The organism is Streptomyces roseochromogenus subsp. oscitans DS 12.976, from assembly GCF_000497445.1.
GTDB classification, from domain to species: Bacteria; Actinomycetota; Actinomycetes; order Streptomycetales; family Streptomycetaceae; genus Streptomyces; species Streptomyces oscitans.
The window spans coordinates 6725620-6748530 of record NZ_CM002285.1 but is presented as its reverse complement, the minus strand read 5'-3'; the positions used below and the strand labels follow the sequence as shown (position 1 = coordinate 6748530).

General features: G+C 67.5%; 11 protein-coding genes, 1 tRNA gene and 1 pseudogene. 6 read left to right on the top strand and 7 right to left on the bottom strand.

Translation table 11 applies throughout. The features are described from left to right. Window positions 1-7: 7 nt before the first annotated feature. The 4 genes from M878_RS78865 (at window position 8) to M878_RS000000100315 (ending at window position 5010) form a co-directional block, all read left to right on the top strand. On the top strand, window positions 8-508 hold the full coding sequence (locus tag M878_RS78865; RefSeq protein WP_023551013.1) for a universal stress protein: 501 nt from the start codon (window positions 8-10) through the stop codon (window positions 506-508). A gap of 442 nt (window positions 509-950) precedes the next feature. Continuing rightward, complete coding sequence (locus M878_RS78860; RefSeq protein WP_167345805.1) at window positions 951-2357, top strand: APC family permease; 1407 nt, start codon at window positions 951-953, stop codon at window positions 2355-2357. A gap of 380 nt (window positions 2358-2737) precedes the next feature. Further along, complete coding sequence (locus M878_RS78855; protein ID WP_031226184.1) at window positions 2738-4507, top strand: molybdopterin-dependent oxidoreductase; 1770 nt, start codon at window positions 2738-2740, stop codon at window positions 4505-4507. A gap of 80 nt (window positions 4508-4587) precedes the next feature. Continuing rightward, window positions 4588-5010, top strand: coding sequence for a helix-turn-helix domain-containing protein (locus M878_RS000000100315; RefSeq protein WP_245238242.1), 423 nt, complete (start codon window positions 4588-4590; stop codon window positions 5008-5010). A gap of 428 nt (window positions 5011-5438) precedes the next feature. On the opposite strand, the gene M878_RS000000101130 is transcribed toward M878_RS000000100315, so the two are convergent. Further along, on the bottom strand, window positions 5439-5753 hold the full coding sequence (locus M878_RS000000101130) for a hypothetical protein (protein ID WP_280923669.1): 315 nt from the start codon (window positions 5751-5753) through the stop codon (window positions 5439-5441). Between the two features lie 1070 nt (window positions 5754-6823). On the opposite strand from M878_RS000000101130, the gene M878_RS000000101125 reads away from it, so the two are divergent. Next, window positions 6824-8554 (top strand): IPT/TIG domain-containing protein, encoded by a 1731-nt coding sequence (locus tag M878_RS000000101125; protein ID WP_023551009.1) that lies wholly within the window; start codon window positions 6824-6826, stop codon window positions 8552-8554. 335 nt (window positions 8555-8889) lie between these two features. Here the strand turns inward: M878_RS000000101125 and M878_RS97810 are convergent, their stop codons facing one another. After that, window positions 8890-9042, bottom strand: a complete 153-nt coding sequence (locus M878_RS97810) for a hypothetical protein (RefSeq protein WP_158692805.1) — start codon at window positions 9040-9042, stop codon at window positions 8890-8892. Between the two features lie 25 nt (window positions 9043-9067). Here M878_RS97810 and M878_RS78840 point away from each other — a divergent pair. Beyond that, window positions 9068-9454 (top strand): annotated as a pseudogene (locus M878_RS78840) (PfkB family carbohydrate kinase); the annotation flags it as partial. A 549-nt stretch (window positions 9455-10003) separates the two neighbouring features. Here M878_RS78840 and M878_RS97805 read toward each other — a convergent pair. The 5 genes from M878_RS97805 to M878_RS000000101120 all read right to left on the bottom strand — a co-directional run bounded on the left by M878_RS97805 (window position 10004) and on the right by M878_RS000000101120 (window position 22794). Beyond that, a tRNA-Met gene (locus tag M878_RS97805) sits at window positions 10004-10132 on the bottom strand. A gap of 393 nt (window positions 10133-10525) precedes the next feature. After that, window positions 10526-10819, bottom strand: coding sequence for a hypothetical protein (locus tag M878_RS78835; protein ID WP_158692804.1), 294 nt, complete (start codon window positions 10817-10819; stop codon window positions 10526-10528). A gap of 530 nt (window positions 10820-11349) precedes the next feature. Then, window positions 11350-11928: an SMI1/KNR4 family protein gene (locus M878_RS78830; RefSeq protein WP_023551005.1), complete on the bottom strand. Its 579-nt coding sequence runs from the start codon at window positions 11926-11928 to the stop codon at window positions 11350-11352. Between the two features lie 240 nt (window positions 11929-12168). Then, window positions 12169-12732 (bottom strand): SMI1/KNR4 family protein, encoded by a 564-nt coding sequence (locus M878_RS78825; protein ID WP_023551004.1) that lies wholly within the window; start codon window positions 12730-12732, stop codon window positions 12169-12171. 33 nt (window positions 12733-12765) lie between these two features. After that, window positions 12766-22794 (bottom strand): LamG-like jellyroll fold domain-containing protein, encoded by a 10029-nt coding sequence (locus tag M878_RS000000101120; protein ID WP_023551003.1) that lies wholly within the window; start codon window positions 22792-22794, stop codon window positions 12766-12768. Window positions 22795-22911: the final 117 nt, after the last annotated feature.

Here is a 22911-nt window from a genome sequence, read left to right as displayed (position 1 = left end):
GACCTGTATGGCTGTCATCGTCTGGATCGTCGAAGGCACCTGGCCCGCGTGCGTGGACGCCGCCCGCACCCATACACCCGACGACGCCGACATCGTGCTGCTGCATGTGACCGGCCACGAGATCCCGGGCGCCGCGCACGGTGCCTTCGCCGGCCTGCTGGGACGGGGCCACCCCGAGCGGGATCCCGGCACCCGGCTCGAACACCTCGCCGCCGCCTCCGCCCAGCAGCTGCTCGAACAGGCCGCCGCCCGGCTCGGCCGGCCCTGCACCCGCATCGAGCGCACCGGCCGCCTCGAACGGGAGGTCATCATCGCCGCCCAGGACGCCGACCTGCTCATCGTGGCCCGGGACGGCGACCCCAGCCGACTGGGACCGAAGAGCCTTGGCCCGGCCAGCCGGTTCGTCGTCGACCACGCCCCCTGCCCGGTCCTGCTGGTGTGGCCGGAGCCCACACCCGGCCTGGACAGCATCCCGCCCCCACCCCCGCACCCGCCCCACCACCGGTAATCCAACCGGCCGGAATCCGCCTCCACAGAACGGCCGCCTCTCACCGCTACTGCCCCAGACCCCAGCGGTGGAGATCTGCCAAGTCAGGTGCCACGGGCGCCGCGCTGGCGATCAGCCGGGCGACATCGTCGTGGTCGTCCGGATGCCGCAGGCCGTCCCAGAACCGGTCGCACGCCCCTTCCCAGGGCAGTCACGCGTGCCGAGAACGTGTGGTGGAGGCTGTCGAGGCGCTCGTCGACGGAGCGGTGACGGGTCTCGACCAGCCCGTCGGCGTACAGGACCAGCGGGTCGCCGGCCTGCGCACACCGCACGTCCGGCGAGCGGCTTTAACGACTTCTTGACGTCACACTGATGATTTCTTAGCTAGGCTCCCCGCTTGGTGTGCCGGGAAGTCTGGTCGGCGATGAAATCCCCCATGTTCCCCGCCGACGAAAGCAGCCTGATGCCAGTGCCCCCCAGCACCCAGCCCGTCACAGCTGCACCTGCGCGCTGGCGGACCCTGCTGCACGCCCGGCCCGTGCTGCTGATCGCGTTCGCGTTCGCGGTGATGGCCGACCCGGTCTCCTCCGTCGCGTACGCGATCGAGGCCGCGCTGCGCGCCCTGCACGGGGACCTGGACCTGCTGCTGCCCACCATGGGTCTGGTCGTCGCCCTGATCGCGCTGGTCATCGTCAACTACCACCAGCTGGTCGCCCGCTACCCGCAGGGCGGCGGCGCCGCGGCGGCGGCCGGGGAGGCGTTCGGCGAGGCCGCCGCGTTCGTGCCGATCGGCGCGCTGATCGTCGACTTCGTGCTGACCATCGCCATCAGCTCCGCCGCCGGAGCATCCGCGATCATCGCCTACGCGCCCGCCGCCGCGCCCTGGCGTATCCCCCTCGCGCTCGCGCTCACCGCGCTGGTCGCCGGACTGACCTGGTTCGGCCACCTCGGCCGCGCGGTCTTCGCGCTGATGACCCTCGCCTTCATCGCCGTCACCGCCGCCGTCCTGTCCGGCGGACTGACCGCCCCCGTGCACCCCAGCGGCACCATCACCCACAGCGCAGGTCACTGGGCCCCGCTCGCCGTCGCCGTCGCCTTCCCCGTCGCCATGGCCCTGGCCACCGGCGTCGAAGCCCCCTCCTCCGCCATCGCCCAGCTCGGCCAGCTCGACGACGCCGGACGCCGCCGCTTCGGCCGCATCACCCTCTGGCTCACCCTCCTCTTGGTCGGCGGCATCACCCTGGGCCTCACCGCTGAGGCCGTCCACCTGCGCATCGGCATCCCTGCCCCCGACAGCACCCAGATCGCCGACCTCGCCCACGCGGCCGCCTCCAAACCCCTCTACGCCCTCTTCCAGCTGCTCACCGCGCTGCTGCTGCTCTCCGCCGCGTCCTCCTCCTTCGCCGCCGGACCCGGGCTCCTCAAGGCCCTCGCCCGCCACCACCGCGCAGACGGCAGTGAAGCCGGCATCCTCCCGGCCCTCTGGGGGCGCACCAACAAGCACCACACCCCCTACTGGGGCGTCGTCCTCTTCCTCGCCGTCTCCGGCCTGGTCATCGTCGCAGCCGACGGAGACGACCAGCGCCTGGTCCTCTTCTACGCCGTCTCCGTCTTCATGGCCTTCCTCGCCGGCCTGCTCGCCATGGCCCGCTTCTCCCTGCGCGAACGCGAATTCGGCCACACGGCGGTGAACCTGATCGGCGCGGTCGCGGTCGCGTTCGTGCTGGTAGTCAACCTCTCCCGCGGCGAGCCGATCGCCTCACTGGCCGCCGCCGTCCTCATCGCCGCCGTGCTGTACCGCATGTGGGCCAAAGCCGGGCGCCCCCGCGGCATCCGCGACGTCGCCGCCGAGGCCGAAGCAGGCGACTGACCTGAGTGGTCAGCTCCGGAAGTCCTTCGGGGGTTGGCTCCGGAGCCGTTGCTGTGTGTGGCGCGCGAATGGGTGAGACACACCGCTGCCGAGCGCAGGAGCTGCGGTTGGGCCGATTGGCCGTGTCACGCTGAAGTCCATACCCATGGTCCTTGAGACACCGGGACGCCCTGGTCACGGAAGTGGCTGGCCGGCGATCCACCGGGTCAGCTGCATCATGATCGCCAAGTCCCTCGTCTCGTCGGTCCGGGCGAGGAGAGGAAGTTCCGCCGCGCACGAGGGCGCTGGAGCCAGTGGAGGGCTCTGTTGACGGCATGCGGAGTGAGGGCCTGGATGCATGCCTTGGGAGGCCGAGGGTTGTGTCGGACGAGGCGGGTTCGATGAGTGCGGAGGACCGTCCGCACGCGTCGGGGGCCTCCGACCGGATCCCACCCGGCTTCCGCTCGGGGCTGACGGAGGGTACGGATGTCGTCGATGGGGTGACGTGGTCGGGCTCGGTGCCGGCGGCGGGCGGGGTGGCGCCGAGGGTGCGCCTGGGCAACCGGTGGTTCAACCTGTTGTGGCTGCTCCCGCTCGGCTTCGTCGTCTTGCTGGTGTGCGTCGCCGGGGCCAAGGGGCTGCGGGGCATGCCGTCGGTCCAGCGGTTCATCACCGAGCATCCCGGCACTGGCCCCGTCGCGGGCCATGACGATGACGCGGGCCTTCCGGCGTGGGCCCGCTGGTCGCACTTCTTCAACCTGTTCTTCATCCTGTTCATCCTGCGGTCGGGGCTGCAGATCCTGAGCGATCATCCGCGCCTGTACTGGACCCGGCACTGCACCCCGGGGCGGGAATGGTTCCGCATCCAAAAGCCTGTGCCCGCCGACCCGCTGTGGACCGCGAAGCAGGACTCGATCAGCTTGCCCGGCCAGGTCGCGCTGCCCGGGATCCGGCACTCGATCGGCCTGGCCCGGTGGTGGCACCTCGGAGTGAGCACGCTGTGGCTTCTCAACGGACTTGTCTTCTACGTGCTGCTCTTCGTCACCCCGCAGTGGAAACGCCTGGTCCCCACGAGCTGGACGGTGTTCCCCAACGCCTTGTCGACAGCCATCCAGTACCTGTCGCTGGACTGGCCGCGGAACGACAGCTGGGTGGCCTACAACGGGCTGCAACAGCTGGCCTACTTCGTCACCGTTTTCGTCGCGGCACCTCTGGCTCTCATCACTGGGCTGGGCATGTCACCGGCGTTGTCGACCCGGTTCCGGCGGATCAGCCGGGTGCTGAGCATCCAGACCGCGCGGTCGCTGCACTTCCTGGTCTTCAGTTGGTTCCTGCTGTTCATCGTGATCCACGTCGGCTTGGTCTTCACCACCGGGCTCCTCACCAACCTCAACCTCATCAGCAGCGGCCGCAGCGACAACAGCTGGCTGGGATTTTGGATCTTCGTCGGATGGATGGCGGTGGTCGTTGCCGGATGGGTCGTTGCGACACCGTTCACTCTGCGTCATCCGCGGGTCGTACAGCGCGTCGGCTATGCCCTCATCGGCGGTGTGCAACGCTGGTTCGAGCATGTGGACGTCCGCCCCGGCGCCTACACCGCCAGGGACATCTCTCCCTATTTCTGGCACAACGGCCGCTACCCCGACTCCGCCGAGTACAAGGCCCTGCAAGAAGGCGGGTTCGCCGACTACCGGCTGCGCATCGGCGGCCTGGTTGCCCACCCGGCCGAGCTGTCCCTCGACGACTTGCGGAAACTGCCCGTCCATGAGCAGATCACGCAGCACTTCTGCATTCAGGGATGGTCGGGAGTCGCCAAGTGGACAGGCGTTTCCATGTCCGTGATTCTCGACCTGGTCATGCCCGACCCGCAGGCCAGGTGGGTGGTGTTCTACTCCTTGGGGGAAGGCGCCGACGGCGGTACCTACTACGACGCCCATCCCATTGAGCACATGCGTAGCAAACTCACCATGCTCGCCTACGGCATGAACGACCGGGCACTGCCGTTCGGTCATGGTGCCCCGCTGCGGCTGCGGAACGAGGTCGAACTTGGTTTCAAGCAGGTCAAGTGGATCAAGGCGATCGAGTTCGTCGCCGAATTCTCCGACATCGGCAGCGGATTCGGTGGCTACAACGAGGACCACGAGTTCTTTGGTTACCGGCAGTCCCTCTGACGCTGATTTCCGACAGTCTGCCGGGTGCCGTGACAGACTGCGATCGGTAAGATCCACTCCTGCTGATCGGCCTGCCTGCCTTGTCCATTGCCGTTGCCTGCCCGATATCGCCGACGGCCTCGCAGGGGCACCGGCTGAAGAAGATGGCCTATGGCCACAAGACTCCCTCCCCAGCCCGGATGCGCGTGCACGTCGTGCTCCACGCCGCCAGAGACCGCTCCAACGCAGGCGTCGCACGCGAGACGGGACTGCACCTGGACACCGTGGGGACGTGGCGGCGCCGGTTTGCCGAGCAGGGCATGCCCGGGCCGGCCGACCGCAAGCGCTCCGGGCGCCCGCCCTCGTTCACCGCGCTGCAGACCGCCCAGGTCAAAGCGCTGGCCTGCCAACTGCCCGCCGAGACCGGCACTCCGCTATCCCGCTGGTCGTGTCCAGAACCGGCCCGTGAGGCCATGGAACGGGGCATCGCCCCGGCCGTGTCCGCGTCCCCCGTGCGCCGCTGACTGGCCCAGGACGCGCTCAAGCCCTGGCAGCACCGCTCCTGCATCTTCATCCGCAACCCCGATAGCGCCGACGAGAAGACCTTCATCCAGGCCCGATGCCGATGCCGCCCCACCCTGCCACCGGGCCGGGCCCGGGCGATGCGGGTGTTCTGGATCGTGGACAACGGCTCCTCCCACCGCGGGCAGAAGGCCGCCGACCGGCTGACCAGCGTTTTCCCGAACGCGGTCATGCTCCATACCCCGGTGCACGCCTCCTGGTTGAACCAGATGCAGATCTACTTCTCCGTCGTCCGGCAGAAAGTCGTGTCACCCAACGACTTCACCGACCTTGCCCAGGTCAGGGACCTGGACCTTGCTGCGGCATCGCTGCACTCCTCGTCTCGTCCGGCCCACTCGCGTGCCTCTGACGTAGCGGAGTTGAACAGCCCTCAGCGGGCAAGCCTGTTGCGCCCGAGGCGTTCATGGGCGCTGGCGAAATATCCGGAAACGGCTGCGGAGACCGTCGAGAAGTCGAGGGCGAGTGCAAAACCGGCGATTATTTCGGCCAGGCGGGCCGCGCTTCCCTTTCCTGTGCAGCCCATCATCTCCAGAAGTTCGCGCTGCGCGGCAAGGTGGGTGCCGCCGCCGACGGGGCCCGCTGTCCCACCGTCGGCCTCCAGATAGCTACCAGAACCCGGCCCATGGCCTCGGATAACCCTGGCGGGTCGCCCTAGCTTTAACCGACCGGGAACCGGCCAGGGCACCGAAGCAGTTGGTTACCCTGTTGCGCACAGCCCCCTATCGGGGGCTGATTAACTGAGCTAGGGGAACTGCTCGATCCCCCACATCGGGATCGAATTGACCACCCGCGGAATCCTGTTGAGGATTCGCTGTGCGGGTGTATTGCGGGCACTATCCTGCGTCCCCGCAACCAACACCAGGGGGTGAGGAACCAGAGCAAAGGGCACGCCACCCGGGCGCGGGGCACGCCACCCGCGCGCCGCATGGGACGCGCGCCCCGACCTTTCCGCCGTGAGGCCAGTGCCGAGCCGCTGAGACTGAACTGGAGACAGCGGCTGGATCGATCACGGATCGAGGGTCAGCCCGGTCTCGGCGAGGCAGCCGTTGAGCAGGTACGGGCGGTGCTGCCCCGACAGGCGTCCCGTTGCGCCTCGCTCAACCCCCTTGACCAGCACGCTTACGCCATAACACAGCGGCGCTGATGGAGGCATACGTGCACGACTTTCGCGCAGTGCCGGAGCGACCGAACCAGGAGATCAAACGCAGGGCCGACGTCGTGCACCGCGAGCGCGCAAGAAGTGACCGGCCGCAATGGGACTTTGGGGCGTCGTGGGTTGTGAAGTGCAGCCCGCTCTTCGCCGCCACCATCATCCGGATCCGCGCGCGATCGCATGCCCGGGGGCGCGATATGTCCCCCACGCGCCCGCACTGTACCTCCGAATGACCGTTTTCAGTCACCTGCGCCCTGTAACAGCCCCTTAACAGGAAAGGCAGAAAAGCGCACGATATCCCCGGCGAGCAAGACCGGCCCACCGGAATCTTCTTGGCGGACGTTCGTGCCCTCGCCGGCCCTCAACCATGGCCACAACTCACAACGGGATGCATTCGATGCATCCCGCACACTCTATTGCCGGCAGGCCGGGAGGCAAGGCTGCCAGAGGCCGGCTTGCCGGCCAACCAGGTCTTTCACGGGGCGACTTCGTGTGCGGACCGGTAGGCGACGGCACGCCGCAGGCAAGGGCGTCACCGTCTCGATCGGGATGCCGACCCAAGCCGGGGCGTCGGGTCGCCGTGTCACAGAGAGGTGGAATCGATGTCCCTGGTCTATGTTGCTGATTTACGGGGGAATACGGTCTCGGTCATTGACCCGTCGACCGACACGGTCGTCGCGACCATCCCGGTCGGCCGGTTTCCCGAGGGGGTCGCGGTCTCCCCGGACGGCGCCCACGCCTACGTCACCAACGATGCGGACAGCACCGTGTCGGTGATCGACACCGCCACGAACACCGTCACCGCCCTCATCCCGGTCGGCCGGTTCCCGAACCCGGTGGCGTTCGCCCCCGACGGCGCCCACGCCTACGTCGGCCGCTTCTTCAGCCCGGGTATCGGCGGCGTCGACGTCATCGACACGAGCACGAACACGGTGACCGCCACCGTCCAGGTCGGTAACCAGCCGTTCGGTATCGCGGTGACCCCTAACGGCGCCCGCGTCTACGTGGCGTGCTTCGTCGGCAGCGTGGTGTCGGTGATCGACACCGCCACGAACACCGTCATCGCCACCATCAGCAGTCCCAGCGCGAGGACCCCGGCCGGCGTCGCGATCACCCCGGACGGGGCGCACGCCTACGCGGCCAACTTCAACAGCAACAACGTGTCCGTCATCGACACCGCGACGAACACGATCACCACGCTCGTCCCCGTGGGAAACGGCCCGGAGGGCATCGCGATCAGCCCGGACGGCACCCGCGCCTATGTGGCGGACGCCAACGCGAACAGTGTCGCGGTGATCGACACCGCGACCAACACCGTCATCGCCACCATCGCGGTCGGCGCCTCACCAGTCGCCGTCCTGGTCGCCCCAGACGGCGCAACCGTCTACGTCAGCAACGCCGGCGCCAACACCGTCTCCGTGATCGACACGGCAACGAACACCGTCACCGCCACCGTCGCCGTCGGAAACACCCCGTTCGGCCTCGCCGAGGCCACCGCCCTGCCGACCGTCACCGCACTCAACCCCACCCACGGCCCGGAAGCAGGCGGCGCAACGATCACGATCACCGGCACCCACCTGTCCGGCGCCCGAGCCGTCACGTTCGGCACGACCCCCGCGACCGACGTCACCGTCGTCAACGACTTCACGGTCACGGCGACGATCCCGGCGCACGCCGACGGCACTGTCGACGTCACGGTGACCACGCCCGCCGGGACCAGCGCCACCGGGCCTGCCGACCAGTACACCTACGACGAGCCCGCCCCGACCGTCACCGCCCTGAACCCGACCCACGGATTCGCCTCCGGCGGCACCAGCGTCACCATCACCGGCACCGACTTCCTCGGCGCCACTGCCGTCGCCTTCGGCACCGCCCCGGCCACCTCATTCGCCGTCACCGACGACACCTCGATCACCGCGACAGCCCCGGCCGGCACCGGCACCGTGGACGTCACCGTCACCACCCCCGCCGGCACCAGCCCCACCAACCCCGCCGACCTCTACACCTACGACCCCGACACCACCAACCTCACCGCCCACCCGATCGTGGCCTCCGTCACCCCGCCCGGCCCGCCGGACATCTTCCTCGACCTCTCCGCCACACTCACCGACACCGTCACCGGACAACCCGCCCCGGGCCAGACGATCACCTTCACCGTCGGCACCCACACCGTGTGCACCGCGGTCACCGACAGCACCGGCACCGCAACCTGCCACGGCCGGGTCGCCTTCGTGGAAGCAGTACGCCACAGGCAGTACACCGCCACCTTCGCCGGCACCCCCGCCCTCGCCCCCGCCACCGACACCGCACCCCTCGTCGTGATCCACCACTGAGACCGAACCAACCGAACCTCACCGTCCCCGCCTGCCCCACCGCGCCGGGACGACACAACACGCCAACGAGACCTCCTGGTGGCTCCGCCGATTCGCATCGCCCAGCTACCAGGAGGTCCTGCTTTCATGCACCGGCTCCGGCACGATCACCGATCCAGTACCCTGTTCGACCAGCAACTCCATTGCCGGGTGAGCGGATGGCTTCTCAGGGCCGCAACGGGCCGATCGGAAGCGCCGGTCCTGCCTCCGGACTACCAGCGGATCATGTCGGTGCTGGAGTCGGGTGCGGGCCGGGAGGGCATGCGGTGCCAGCAACTGGCTGAGGCCCTGGGCTTTCAGGCGGTCCCGGCGAAGGTCGAGGGGCTGCGGTCGAAGGCGAGACGCCTGGTGGAGCGGGGGGTGCTCCAGGTGCGGCCGGGGGTGTTCACCCCGCTCGGGACGTCGACCGGCTGAAGGCGCCGGGGGCGTCCGGTCAGGCTGCTGCTCATGAGCATGATCATCGGCCACAGCGTCGAGGACGACCTGGGACTGCTCTAGCCGGGCATCCCACCCGAGCAGGCGTGCGGCACCTGGCACGCTGCCGGGGTACAGCTCGTGGTGATCACCCTCGGCGCCGAGGCTGCCCTGGCCTCACTCGACGCAGAACGGGTGCGCGTGCCCGCGGTGACCACACTGGTCGTCGACAACGTCGGCGCGGGAGACTCCTTCACTGCCCGACTGCTCCAACGCCTCAGCGCACGCGGGCTCCTCGGCGGACACCTGGTCGGTCTCGGAGTCGATGACGTCGCGGAAGCCTGCCGATTCGCCACCCGAGTCGCAGCCCTTACCTGCTCGATCGCCGGCCCCACTTCTCCGTGGCAGAGACAGCCAGCACACCTCGCGACCACCGACGACGCCTGACGGGGCGGCCGAGCCACAACCGGACCAACCCGGCCGAAGGCTCTCCGGCTACACCAAATCGCTTACGACGTCGGCATCGACGACGATGGCTCGACCCGTCCGGTTTGTACTCCGCGACGATGCCGCCGGGCAGGGAAACCGACCTTGATCGCAGACCCGGTGGGCCGTATCAGTACGGGCCCCTAACCCGCACAACAGCCAGTCACGGCGAACAACCCTGCGCTCCAGAGGTACGCAGCACCCGGTCTGCCGCCATCAACGCCTTCCGCTGTCTCCCACTGGCCAGCGTCGACAGGATGGGCCCGAGGCAGCCACTTCCGATTCCCTGCGTCCCATCAAGCGTCCCGAATACCGCCCTCGCCCGCCGATCAGACCGTCCACTCCAGCCCGCGAGAGCAACCGCACGAGGCATAACCGCAGGTCAACGAAGCGCCCAACTGCGGATCGCCGCATCGCGGTTGAACTCACGAGCAGCGGATTCAGTCCGTTGAGCCAAAGTCCTGAATCCGCACGCCCGCAGAGACGTTTTTGCAGATCAGAGACCTGCACTGGTGGGGCGGGTGGGACTCGAACCCACGGCCGACGGATTATGAGTCCTTTTCGGATCTTCCGATCATCGCATGATCTTGCCTTGATCTTCCTGTTTTCGCAGGTCAGAGAGCTACCCGCTATCGCCCCTTGTTGAAGGCTTCCCGATCATTCCTGATCCTTCCGTCCACTGCGTGTCCACTACGGGTCCACGCGTGCGCTTCATTAAGGCTCCAGGGGATCTCGTCAAGGACGTCGGTCCAGGCCGCGGCGCCGAGTGCAGAAGGATTTGAACCCGCGAGCAGCGGAGTGCCTTACCGGCGCAGCGGGCGCTCAGTCACCGTTACCAAGGGCGACGGTTTGATGTCACCTCGTGACTGGCGGGCCAACCGCAGAGAGACCCGTCATCTCAAGGCCGCACCAGTATTCGTGTGACCCCGGCGACCAGCGTCGTGGCTCGCGTCCAACCACTGCTGATCAGCGCATAGGCCAGCACCTGACTGGACCCGCTCGGATTCCACGCGCCCGATTGACCAAGGCTCACTACCGGCACCAAAGGTCGAGCGTGTAGGCGACCGCGTTGAAATGCGGGTTGCCCGTGCCCAGCGGTGCAGGGTGGTGGGACGCGAAGTAGACCGATCCGGCGGCAAGCAGGCCCAACAACCACAGCCCGGCCAGCCACGGCCGATACCCGTACCCGACCGTTGCGTCCTGGAGAAGGCCCCATGCTTTCGCCGAGACGCCCGCCGCCTCACGGCGCCGACGCTGCTGAGCCAGCAGCGCCCTCCGCGACTCGCCGTCACGCCCCACTGCGCGGTAGCGCGGCCAACTGCTCATAAGGGTGAGGCTGAACCGCGTCACGGACCAGCCACGGCAAAGAGGTTCAGTGACCACGCCGAAAGAGCTCAGTCAACGAGTTCTAGGGGGTATGGCCGCGAAGGCCACTCCGGCATCCAGTCGGTCTCGATCGCTCCCGAGACTGCTCCATTCGACGCCCCATTCGCTCAGCATAGGAGCGGATCTTCCGGGCACCGCAAAGAAAGATGTAGTCGCAGATGACTGTGTCCCCGTACGCCCCGGCAGCTTCAACGAAGGCCGGTGGAAACTGCACACCCCACTCTGCTGCCACCTCTCTCAGCTGTTTCTCTTCGCCGTGGCGAACAGGACCGCCAAGAAGAGGCAGGAGAGCGTCGACAATTTTTGTAGAAATCATCACCAAATCCCGTGACTGCAGTAGCTACCTGATGCCGTTGCGTTGTTCTGGACAACGCATTCCTCTTGGGTGGCACCGAGAACAGCCGCAGTCGCAGACGCCTGCCGTGCGCCCGCTTCTTGGGCAAGAGGCTGCGCCTGGTTGCGGGTGAGGTTCAAGCGTCCGGCCAAGGGTTGATGCCGAGCCCACGCAGACGGGCCTCTTCCCTGCGATGCACGAATCTGGGACGGGTGACACCGCCCAGGAATCCCTCGTTGAAGGGATACGGCTGTTCTTCACTGAAGATCCGAAGCAGCAACTCCGCCATGCCGCAGTCGAACTCGATGAATGCCTCGCCGTCGAGACCGCCGGAGTCCCAGACAACGACCGGCCACTTGTCCGGATCACTGCCGCGGGTGGACCAGCACAGGACGTTCTGGTTCGAATCCTCCCCCCAGCAGATCAGACTTCCCGCTGCCGGCCATGCCGGATACGGCGCCGAAACGTCCTCCAGCCAGTCCGGGGACGGGACGAACCAGGCGCCATAGGGCCCGTCACCCGGGGCGCCCTCGTTCTGGCGAGAGATGGCGAGGCGGTCCTCGATCACGCCTGATCCGTAGACGGACATGAAGTCCCGGAAATCGGAAGGGAAATCGCAGCCCCACACTTCGCGCGCCTGGCGCCAGTCGATGACGTCACCCGCACCAACGTGCGGAGGCATCAAGGTCATGAGCTTGCGCATGTTCTGGTTCACTTCTCCTCCTCGGTGCCGCGCAGGCTCGCCCTGCACGGCACCCGGCCGGGCGGGTCGGGCACGTCCTACGACTAGGGTGCGTCCCCGGCTCACCGGCCGCGCAAGCATCGCTGAGGGCCTCCGGCACCACGCCGGCAACCCCGCCAGGCCCCTGGCCCCCTTGGACATCAGGTGATTAAGCACCCCGCGAGAACGACGCAGCCCCGGGCTGCCGAGAAGGATGCCAGCAGCAACTGGCTTTCAGAAACCTCTCATGGCTCGCCAACCGAGAAATTCGTGCGGCCCTTGGGCAAGACTGCGGTCACTGAAAGGCTGGAGGTTCCCGCCAAGGACAGCCAGCAGGAACTCCACCATCCCGCCACTGAAAACCGTCCAGGGAACGGTTCCGTAGGGTGACTGGCGTCTAAAGGCGGCGACACTCCATTTGTCGGGATCAGTGTCAGTGCACAGCCAGAAGACTGCGTCACCGCTCGCAGTGCCACCGAAGGCCAAAACCTCCGGCGTTGCACTGCCAGCAAAGTGACCTGCCAAGAACTCCAGATCTGCTGGACGGAGCGATGGGTTCAACCCATCCAGCAGATCGCCATAGGCTGACTCCGTAACCGGCGGGGTGCTCACCGAAAGGTACTCATCGATTTCCCCCCCGCCATAGACCTCGACAAAGGCACGGTAGTCCTCGGGCAACCGCAGACCCGACTCCTCGAACAGCACATCCCAGTCGACGCGGTCACCACCGGTCGGAGGCGCTTCGAGTACCTGACCAAGGCGCAGGATCGCGGGGTGACTCATAGCCGGGTGGCCCATGTACGAGTCCTCTCTCGTGGAACATCCACGGCGCTACTGACCGGCGACGGGGGCATCGGCGCCGGTTCGGCTGTCGACCGCTGTGCCAAGGTTCTTCCATCCGCTACCCGCAGTGTATATGAGGTTGGAAACGGTGTCTGATGCGGCCCCGTTGAGTCTTCCGGAGCGGTCCCAGGAAACGTAGGACATTTGCATCTCGTACGGCACGGTTCGACTACCGGAATATACCGGCGTCACCCGATAGAGAACGATATTGCCGTCATCCACTGCCTGCCGCACCTTGTCTTCGAAATGCAGCATGCTATCCATCGGCTTGATCGGCTTATTGGGCTTCCCGACGTACGAGTTTCCATCCGTTCCGCAGGTTGCAAGATTTTCGAGATTGGTGCCGGAGCCGCTCAATTGTGCCCCCAGGAGGTGGCAGGCGTTCACGCCACTCGGCTTGCCGCCCAAATAACCGACGTACTTTCGCGCCCAGTCATAGCCTGGCGGAACGATCCCCTCGCCCTTGTTGGTCTCGGTCGAGGTGCCCGGATGTGACTCCAAGTAGCTGCTGTCCAGGCACGCCGTCACTCCAGTCGCGCGTCCGCCATGGCCGATGTCGACTGGTCCATAGTCGGTCCATCCAGCACCGTCGACTTGGCACCCCGGGTCCGACTGATCGTCTTGGGGCGTGCACGCCCCAGTCAGGGTGCAGAACGCCGCGGTAGCCCCCGCCGCGGTGAGCGAGGCCAGTGCGTTGCCGGCAGCCGAGGAAGTTCCGCCGTTGGCGAGCGGCTGGTGGCCTGCCTGGGCTGCGGCAGCGGCGGCCACAGTGGCGACCACCTTGAACTTGGACGGGTCGATCTTGGGGCTGGCACCGTCAGCTTGGCCGCTGGGGCGGGCGCCGGGGTTTTCACGCAGGCCCATCTGCGCGGTCGGCGGCGGGGGCGGCGGCGGTGCCGGGTGGCTGATTGCGACGTCGCAGCTCGAGTACCCGAAGTCGAAGGCGGCTGCGAGGCCTGCGCCTATCGCTGCCAGTCCGCCGACGACTGCGTCTACCGGGGCGGTGACCACCGCGGCTACAACAGCTACGCCGATCAGGATGCCCAGACCCACCACCTCGAGGGTGTTCCAGATGTCGTCGCCCTGAGTCGCGTCGTACGTGCTGGTGACATCGTGCGGCGCGGTGTAACCGCCGCCGCCTCCGCCACCGCCGCCTGTGTCTCCTCCACCACCGTCGCCTGCCGGCTGCCAGTTGGTGCTCGGTTCCGGAGCAGGGGTATAGGGCGTGCTGTAGCAGGAGCTGTTGCCGGAGGGATCGGCGTTGGTGAGGGGGTTGTCGTTGCCGTAGGCGTAGGCGTTTGCGTTGACGGAAGGGGCAGGGGGCTGGGCGGTGGCGTCGTGGCTGGTGAAGTTGCCGGTTGCCGGGTCGTACCAGCGGCTGGCGGTGGCGGTCCGGCTGGTGGTGGGGTCGGTCCAGCCGCCTTGGTAGCCGAGGTCGTGCCTGGTGCCGCTGTTGGCGATGACCTGCCCGTAGGGGTCATAGGCCGTGGACCCAGCTAGGGCTGTGCCAGTTGCGGTGAAGGTGGCGCTGAGGTCGCCGTGCTGGTCGGTGTAGGCGAGGGATGCGCCCGCACTGTTGCTGATGCCGATCAGCTGGTTCCCGAGGCCACGGCTGTAGGTGTCGGTGCCGTCGGAGACGATGGTGTTGTCGGTGCCGTTGTAGGTGAAGGTTGCCGATCCCGCGGTGGCAAGGCGACCGAGGGCGTCGTGGGTGTAATTGGTGGCGCCATCGGTGACGAGTTGGTCGAAGGCGTCGTAGGTGAGGTTCTCGGTGCTGGTGCCAGTGACCGTCGCCAGGGTGCCTCGGGCGGTGTAGCTGTAGTTGGTGGTCGCTGAGCCTGCGGTGGTGGACGTCAGCTGGTTGCGGGCGTTGTAGGTGGCAGTGGAGGTGGTTGAGCCGGTGGCGGTGCTGGTGCGGTTGCTGGCGTTGTCGTAGCCGTAGGAGGTGCTGGTGGTTCCGTTGTTCCAGCTGCTCAGTCGGTTTGCCTGGTCGTAGGTGTAGGTGTTGCTGGCGGCTGCGGCAGTGCCGGTGGTGGCCTGCGAGGTGATGTTTCCTGCGGTGTCGTAGCCGTAGCTGGTGGCTGCTTCGGTGGCACCACCGGGGGTGGTGAGGGTTTGGCTGGTCAGCCGGTGCTGGGCGTCGTAGTGGAGGGTTTGGCTGGCGGCACCGCTGCCGTAGGAGATGCCGGTGACCTGGCCGAGGGTGTTTCGGGTGTAGGTCAGCGTGGTGCCGTTCAGCGGGTCGGCGGCGGTCGCAAGGTTTCCGGCGTTGTCGTAGGTGAAGGCGGTCGTGCCGGCCTTGTCGGTCCGGGAGGTCAGTTGACCGTTGGAGTTGTAGGCGTAGCTGGCGGTGCCGGACGGTCCACTGGCTGCGGTGATCTCGCCGCGGTCGTTGTAGGTGTAGGTGTTGGTGCCGTTGGGGGCGCTGACGGAGGTGACGCGGCTGGCAGCGTCGTAGCCGAAGGTGCGGGTGGTGGTGGTTGCCTCGGCTCCGCTGCCTGACTGGCTGGTCAGCTGTCCGTCGGCGTTGTAGGCGCTGGTCTCGATGACGCCCCCGGGTCGGGTGACGGTGACGGGGTGGCCGTCGGCGTCGTAGGCGGTGGTGGTGGTGCGGTCGGAGACGTTCGGGAAGGAGGGGGTGCTCGGCTCGATGGTTGATTCGGCCAGGCCGAGGGTGTTGTAGGTGGTGATGGTGGCGTTGCCGTTGCCGTCGGTGTAGCGGGTGTGCTTGCCGGCGGAGTCGTAGCCGAAGCTGGTGGTGATGGACGAGGTGGAGGTGACCGGTTCGGTCTGCTGTGTGAGGACGTTGGTGGCGTCGTAGGTGTAGCGGGTGGTGTGGCCGTTGGCGTCGGTGACCGCTGTGGGGTTGCCGGCCGGATCGTAGCTGGTAGAGGTGGAGGCCAGGGTGGTGCCGGACGCGTCCAGCTTTGCCGATCCGGTCTGACGTCCGGCCAGGTCGTAGGTGTGGGTGATGGCCGTGCCGTCAGGCAGTGTGGTCTGGGTCAGCCGGTTGTCGAGGTCATACGTGGAGTGGGTGCTGTTGCCCAGCGGGTCGGTGGCGGTGATTCGGTTACCGGCCGTGTCGTAGGTAGCCGTGGAGGTCTGGCCGCCCGGCAGGGTCGTGGAGTTGGGGTTGCCTGCCGCGTCGTAGCCGTAGGTAGTTGTGTCGGTGGTGGTGGTTGGTTGCCGGACCACCTGGCTGACGGTCAGGGTGCGGCCGAGGTCGTCGTAGGTCGACGTGGTGACCGCGCCGGTCGGGTCGGTGATGGACAGCTTCTCGCCGTCGGTGTCGTACGTGGTGTGGGTGGTCGGTGCGCTGCCGCCTACGGCGGGCTGAACAGCTTGGGCCAGGTTGCCGAACTGGTCGTAGGTGTAGCTGCTGGTGTTGCCGTTGCCGTCGGTGGCGGCGGTGATGCTTCCGGCCGCGTTGTACTGGGCGGTGACGGTGGGGGTGATGGCGGTGGTGGACCCTGGCGGGGTGTAGGCAGCCCCCGAGGTGGCGACCCGTTCGCCGTCGGAGTCGTAGGTGTAGGTGGTGATGTTGCCGTCGGGGTCGTCGATGGACGTCTTATCGCCGAAGGTGTCGTAGCCGTACAGGGTGATGGGGTGCACCTGCTGCGGCGTGCCGCCGTTGGTCTCCGCGTTCACCGTCGGCGCAGCGACCTGGGTGAGCTGGCCCGCCTGGTCGGAGGTGAAGGCGGTGGTGTAGTTCGCGGGGGTGGCGCCGGAGACGTTGCCGCGCGGATCGGTGGTGGAGGTGAGCAGTCCGCGCTGGTCGTAGGTGTGGGTGGTGACGAGGTTGGTGGAGCCGTTGTGGACGGTCTCGGAGGTGGCGTCGCCGAGGGTGTTGTAGGCGTAGTCGGTCTGTTCGGTGGTGCTGCCCTTGGTGACGGATGCAGAAGTGAGGTTGCCGTCGGGGTCGTAGCTGTTGGAGGTGGTGGTCTTGTTCTGGCCGTAGGGGTCGAAGACGGATCCGGTGACCAGGCCCGCGGGGTCGACGGTGTAGTCGGTCTCGATCAGGGCGGCGGTGTTCTGCTGTTCCGTCAGATGGCCGGCAGCGTCGTAGGCATCCTGCTGGAGGACCTTTGTGGTGGTGGAGCCGTCCGGGTTGTGGAAGTTGGCCAGGTAGGCCTGGATGAGCTTGTGATTCCAGTTGTAGTAGTAGCTGGTGGTCCGCCCCATCGCGTCGGTGTCGGAGGCAAGCCAGCCTGCCGGGTCGTAGGCGCGTGAGTCCAGCACCAGGGACGTGGGCGAGGAGGGGCTGACCGGGTCTCCGGTGTAGTTGGTCAGCGTGGTGGTGAGCAGTTCACCGGTCGGTGAGTACGCGTAGGTGTAGGCGTTGCCGTTGGGGTCGGTCTCGGCGGTGCGGTTGCCGTAGGCGTCGTAACCGTAGGTGGTCTTGCGGCCCGCAGGGTCGGTGACTGAGTCGAGCCGGTCGTGAGAGTTGTACGTCCAGGCGCTGGTGCGGGTGGTGTCCCCACCGGTGGTGTCCGCGACCGCCTGCGAGGTGGTGTTGCCGTCGTCGTCGTAGGTGTAGGTGGTCTGGGAGGTGTGGGTGGTGCCCTTGACGGCGTCGGTGGTGGCCGGTCCGGTGGCGGTGACGATGCGGTCCTGGCCGTCGTAGGTGTAGTTGGTGGTCACGCCGGCCGGATAGGTGTCCGAGGTCTGGGTGCTGGTGAGGCGCCTGCCAAGGTTGTCGTAGGTATAGGTGGTCTTCAGCCCCGAGGGCGAGGTCACCTGGGCGAGGTCACCGGCACTGCTGTAGGCGTAGCCGGTGACATTGCCCTTCGCGTCCTTGACGGATGCCAGGAGCCCGGCCGGTTCGGTGCCGCCGCCGACCGCGGACTCGGTGCCCGCCGTGTACGTCTTGGTGACGGCGTGCTGGTCGGGGTCTGTGGAGGTGAGCAGGTTCCCGGCGGAGTCGTAGGTGTAGGTGGTGGCGTAGGTGGTGTCGGTGGCACTGGTGGAGCGCGGGTCGGCGGTGGAGGTGGGCTCGTCGTTGCGTGGGTCGGTGACGCCGTACGTGCCGGAGGCCGGGTAGCTGGAGTAGCTGGTGGTGGTGTCACCGTGCATGTCACTGGTCGTGCTTGACAGCACGTCCCCACGCGTGTTTTGCGTGGTGGTGGTGAAGTTGCCGTCCGGGTCGGTCACCGTGGCGAAAAAGCCTCCGGAGTCGTAGGAGTAGGAGGTGGTATGGCCGAGCGCGTCGGTGACCGAGATCAGGCGGTAGCTGTTGGCCGGGTCGTAGCGGTAGGTGAGGGTCTTGCCCGTGGGGTCGGTCACGGGCACGGTGGTGACCGGGGTGGCGCCATTGGAGGTGCCGCGGGCGGCGTACTGGGCCGCCACCGCCTGCGTGCTCAGGGCTTGGTTGAAGGTGGAGACCTCGGCGATGGAGCCGTTGAAGTAACCCTGGGGGTTGTTCGAGGGCAGGGAGGGCCAGGACCCCGACAGGTAGCCCGCGCCGATGGAGACGACATTCTCGCCGGTGAAGTCCAGTTGCTGGCCGGTGCGGGTGTCGGCCTGCTGGCCGTCCAGGTTGAGGGTCTGCTCACCGTTGGTGTTCACCGTGAGCACGGCCTGGTGCCACTGCCCGTCGTTCACGGGGTCCGGGGACTCCATGGGTGACAGCAGGTGGTCCCACCACTGCCCGTAGAGGTGGCCGTCGGCGCCGACGTACAGGGCGGGAGTGTAGTTGCCTGACAGGGTGGTGCCGATCGGGCCGCTCTGGTAGCTGAACAGGGTTTCGCCGGAGGCGCTGGTCTTGAACCACAGCTCGATGGAGAAGTTCGCCGAGACCTTGCCGCCGTAGATCGTGGTGGACGGCAGCGACACGTAGGAGCTGGTGCCGTTGAAGGACGCGGCGGTCTCCGGGCTGCCGGTGAACAGTCCCGGCGCACCGAGGGTGACGTTGTTGTAGGTGGCAGGGCCGGAGGACCACCAGTTGGAGGCCGTGGTCCCGGCGACTTCGTTGGCAGCTTGGTTGCCGGAGGTGTCCTGGAAGCGCCAGTAGTTGGGGGCGGCCTGGGAGATGACCGCGTCGCGGTAGTAGGCGCCGGAGCCGGTGGTGGTGGGCTGGCCGAGCTTCCAGGTGCCGCCGTCGGCGTCGGTGATCTGGGTGGCCTGGTCGCGGGAGGCGTCGTAGGAGGCGGCCAGTGCGGTCTTGCCCGAGGGCAGGGTGGTGCCGGTCAGCTCGCTGGCGGCGTGGGTGCCCGCGGTGTACTGCTGCTGGACGGCCGGGAGGCCGAGCGCGTGGGTGTAGAAGGCGGCTTCGGCGACGGAGCCGTTGAAGAAGGTGCGGTAGCCGGTGTTGCTGGTGGTGCTGTAGTGCGGCTCGTCGGGCCAGTGGCCGCCGATGAATCCGGTGCCGATGGCGTCCACCGGCTGGCCGGTTACCGACACCTGCCCCGAGAGGGTGCCGACAAGGTTGCCGTCCAGGTACAGCGACTGCGTGTTGCCCGCGGCGGACAGCACCGCGTAGTGCCAGGCACCGTCGGCGACCGAGGACGAGGTGGAGATCGGGGAGACGCTGCCCGCCCAGAACTCGCCGTACAGCTTCCCGGAGGTGCCGATGTACAGCGCCGGTGTGTAGTTGCCGGGCGTGGAGCTGTTGGTCAGCGCGTCCTTCTGGTAGGAGAACAGCACGCCGGAGGAGGTGGTCTTGAACCACATCCCGGCGGAGACGTAACTCGCCGAGGTCAGAAGGCTGTTCGGCAGGGAGACGTAGCCGGTGGAGCCGTTGAGCGTGGCGGCGGTGGTCGGTGAGCCGGGCAGCGGTCCGGCCGCGCCGAGGGTGTAACCGCCGGTGTAAGTGCCGTTGTCGTTGCCCTCGTTGACCGCGACCTCGCTGGCCGCCGAGGTGCCGGTGGACTCGCCGAGGCGCCAGTAGGAGGAGGGGTTGGCGTCCAGTACGGACGTGCGGTAGTGCGAGCCGGAGGACGACCCGGAGGTGTAGGAGTAGGCGGTGCACGCCGTGGAGGAGGTGGGCGGGCACACCCCGGTCAGGTTGCCGCTGGTGTAGGAGTACGTCCAGGTTTCGGCTGTGCCGCCGGAGGTGGCCGGGTCGGTGGCCACCTGGGTGACGTGGCCGCCGCTCCAGGTGAAGTGCAGCGTGCGGCTGCTGGTCGTGTTGGTGGCCGTGGCCAGGGTGCCGTCGGCGTTGTACGAGAGGGTCTCGCTCCGCCCGGACGCGTCCTTGATTGTCTTCAGCTTCCAGGCCGAGCCGACCTGCTGACCGAACGTGTACGTGGTGCCCGACTTGTCGGTCAGGGTGTAGCCGCCGCCGGTGACGGTCTGGAACGTGGAGTAGGTGCCCTGCGGCGGCGTGAACGTCGTGCCGTCCGCGTTCAGGCCGAATCGCGTCGCTTGGCCGTTCGCCAGCGTGACCACGACCGCGCCGGAGCCGTCGTTGTCGGGCAGCGCGGACATGTCGTACAGCGTCGACCAGCCCGCACCGAAGAGGTTGCCGGTTCGCGGGTCGAGCGAGTTGTAGGAGCGCCTCACCGACAACGCCGGGCCCGCCACGGACACCTCCGCGTCCGTCGCGGCGGTGGTGTAGTTCCCGACCCTGGGGGCGAAGGTCCGGCCGGCCGGGCCCTGTGCCGCCTCACCGAGATGCGAGGTGATCAGCGGCTGAGGAACGGTCGTGGAGAAGTACGAGGGATACGACCACGCGCTCTGCGCGTCGCCGTCGCTGTCCGACACGATCCAGTAGTACGACTGGTTCCAGGCGAGTTTGCCGGCCGGAACGGTCCACTGGGTCTTGCTGACCGAGCCGGAGTCCACCACCAGGGACGGCTTTCCGGACGCCGGGTTGGTGTAGACCTGGAAGTCGTAGGTCAGCCCGTTGCCCGGGTAATTGTCCGGGTCGCTGCCGCCGGCGAACAGCTGCGGCGTGAGGGAGCCGGCCACGACGTTGGAGGGCGGCGAGGTCGAGTCGATCTGCGGCGGGGTGTCCGCGGAGGTGAACTCGGCACACGTCTGAGGCACGTTGTAGGTGGTGTAGAACGAGGTGCCGCTGGTCAGCATGTCCCAGCACACGTAGTACTGGCCGGGTGGCTCGGCCGGGAGCGTCCCGGTCATCGTCAGTGAGGAGTTGGGGCTGACCGAACTCGTCACGTACGTCTTGGTGGCGTTGGTGCTCAGCTTCGTCCAGGACGTGTTGTAGATGTCGGTGGCGAGCTGGGTGCTCGACGTCGACCAGGAGGCGGTGCCCCGGTTGGTCAGCGCCACCTTCATCGAGCCGGTGGTGCTCGCGGTGGGCTGGGTGTACGTCTGCTTGGGAATCGAGTAGTCGGCACCGTAGGAGCTGTAGGTGACCGACAGGTAGGGCGGGTAAGAGGAGTTGACGCTGGCGAACTGCTTCCACGCCGCGACGACGGAGTTGTCCGCGGTCAGCGCCAGACCGTTGTTGTAGACGGTGCCGTGGGCCCAGCCCTCCAGCAGCTTCACACCGGCCGCGCTGGGGTTGTCACCGATGTCGATCCCGTGCCAGGAGGACCCGCCGCAGCTCGCCCCGGCCTCGAAGCTGGAGGAGCCGATCGTCGACCCGTACGACAGGCCCGGGTAGTCGGCGATCGTGCCGACGTTCCAGGAACTGGTGATGCCGTGGACATAGACGGGTTCCGCGGTGCAGCCACCGGACCACACGTCATCCAGGTACAGCGACGCCTGCTCGATGTAGTCGTTCTGGAACGTCGAGCCGAACGACCAGTTCAGAACGTAGCTGTTGGCCTTGTGGCTGCCACCGTCGTACGAGCCGACCTTCAGCACCGAGTCGGTGGAGAAGTTGATGTCGTACGGCGTCTCCACATAGGTGCTGGAGGACGCGTTCAGGTTCGTCGGGTCGACCTTGACCGGGAACACGCGGGCCTTGTCGTGCAGCCAGGACGCATCCAGCGACACCCGCAGCGCCGGAGCGCCGTCCACGGTGGTCAGGCTGTAGGTCACCCCGGTGGACGTCGCGCCCTCGCCGGACACCTTGCCGATGTTCGAGTCCTCCATGTAGCCGTGCGGGATCGTCACCCGCACCGCACCGGAGGAGTTCTTGAACACCACGCTGCCGTCCGAGGTGAGGGACGGTGTCAGGCCGGTCAGCTGGAGCGGGAACACCCAGCTCGTCGGGGCCGAGGCGTCATGCAGGACGAGGGTCTCCTTCACGCCCCCCGAGGTGACCGAGTACTTCAAGTCCGAGGAAGTGGCGATCTGGGGATAGGAGATCGCGTTGCCCGACACCTGCCCCGTCACCGCAGCCGCGCCCTGGAGGGAGTAGCCGACCTGCTCGCTCGCCGACGGCCCGTACGAGACCAGCAGCGGATCGTTTCCGCTCGCGGCGAAGCCGGCCGGCGCGGAGTCAGCACGTTCCGCCCACCGGCCGTCCGAACCCTGAACCAGAGTGCTGTCGATGTCGGCCCATGCGCCCTTTGCCGTGCGGTAGTGCACCGGGCGGCTGTAGACCCGCGCGGTGAGGGTGCCGTCCGCGTTCCGGAACACCGACGTGTTCCCGGTGCGGTCCTTGACCACCTCCGCGCCGCTGGCATTCGGGCCTGGTATGTGCGGGTCGCCCTCTTGCGCCGACGAGCCGGCGCCGGCCGCCTTGGCCGCCTTCCGTTGAGCCTCCTTCAGCAGAGCCGCCCGTATCCGGGCCGGGGGCGAGACGCGCTTCGCAGCCAGCTGCCCCTGCGGACGGAACGAACCCCGCTCCTTCGCCTTCGGCACGTGCGTCTTGGACGGCGGAAGCGCGCCCCGCACCGCCTTGGCCTTCGGGCTGGAGGCACTTCCCTTCGTGCGCAGCGCCGCCGACTTCACCTGGTGCGGCAGCCCAGCAGCGGAACCCGTCCGCTGGTGGGGCAGCACTGCGGAGCCCGATGCCAGGGCGTGCTCGTCGATGACCGCCTCGGCGGGCTGTGTCGCGACCGCCACGAGCAGCACACCGCTGACCGCGAGCGCGATCCTCCGCAGCCAGCGCCGCTGCACGCCGCCGGTGAGCAAGGCGATGAGGGACGCCAATCCCTTACCCACGCCAGACGACACGCGGAACCGATGGCGACTCATCGCACAACCCCCACAGGCAGGACACGACAACGCCTCACCCATGGAGGCGCAAGCGGAAGTTGTAGCTCCTGTTCGACGGTTGAT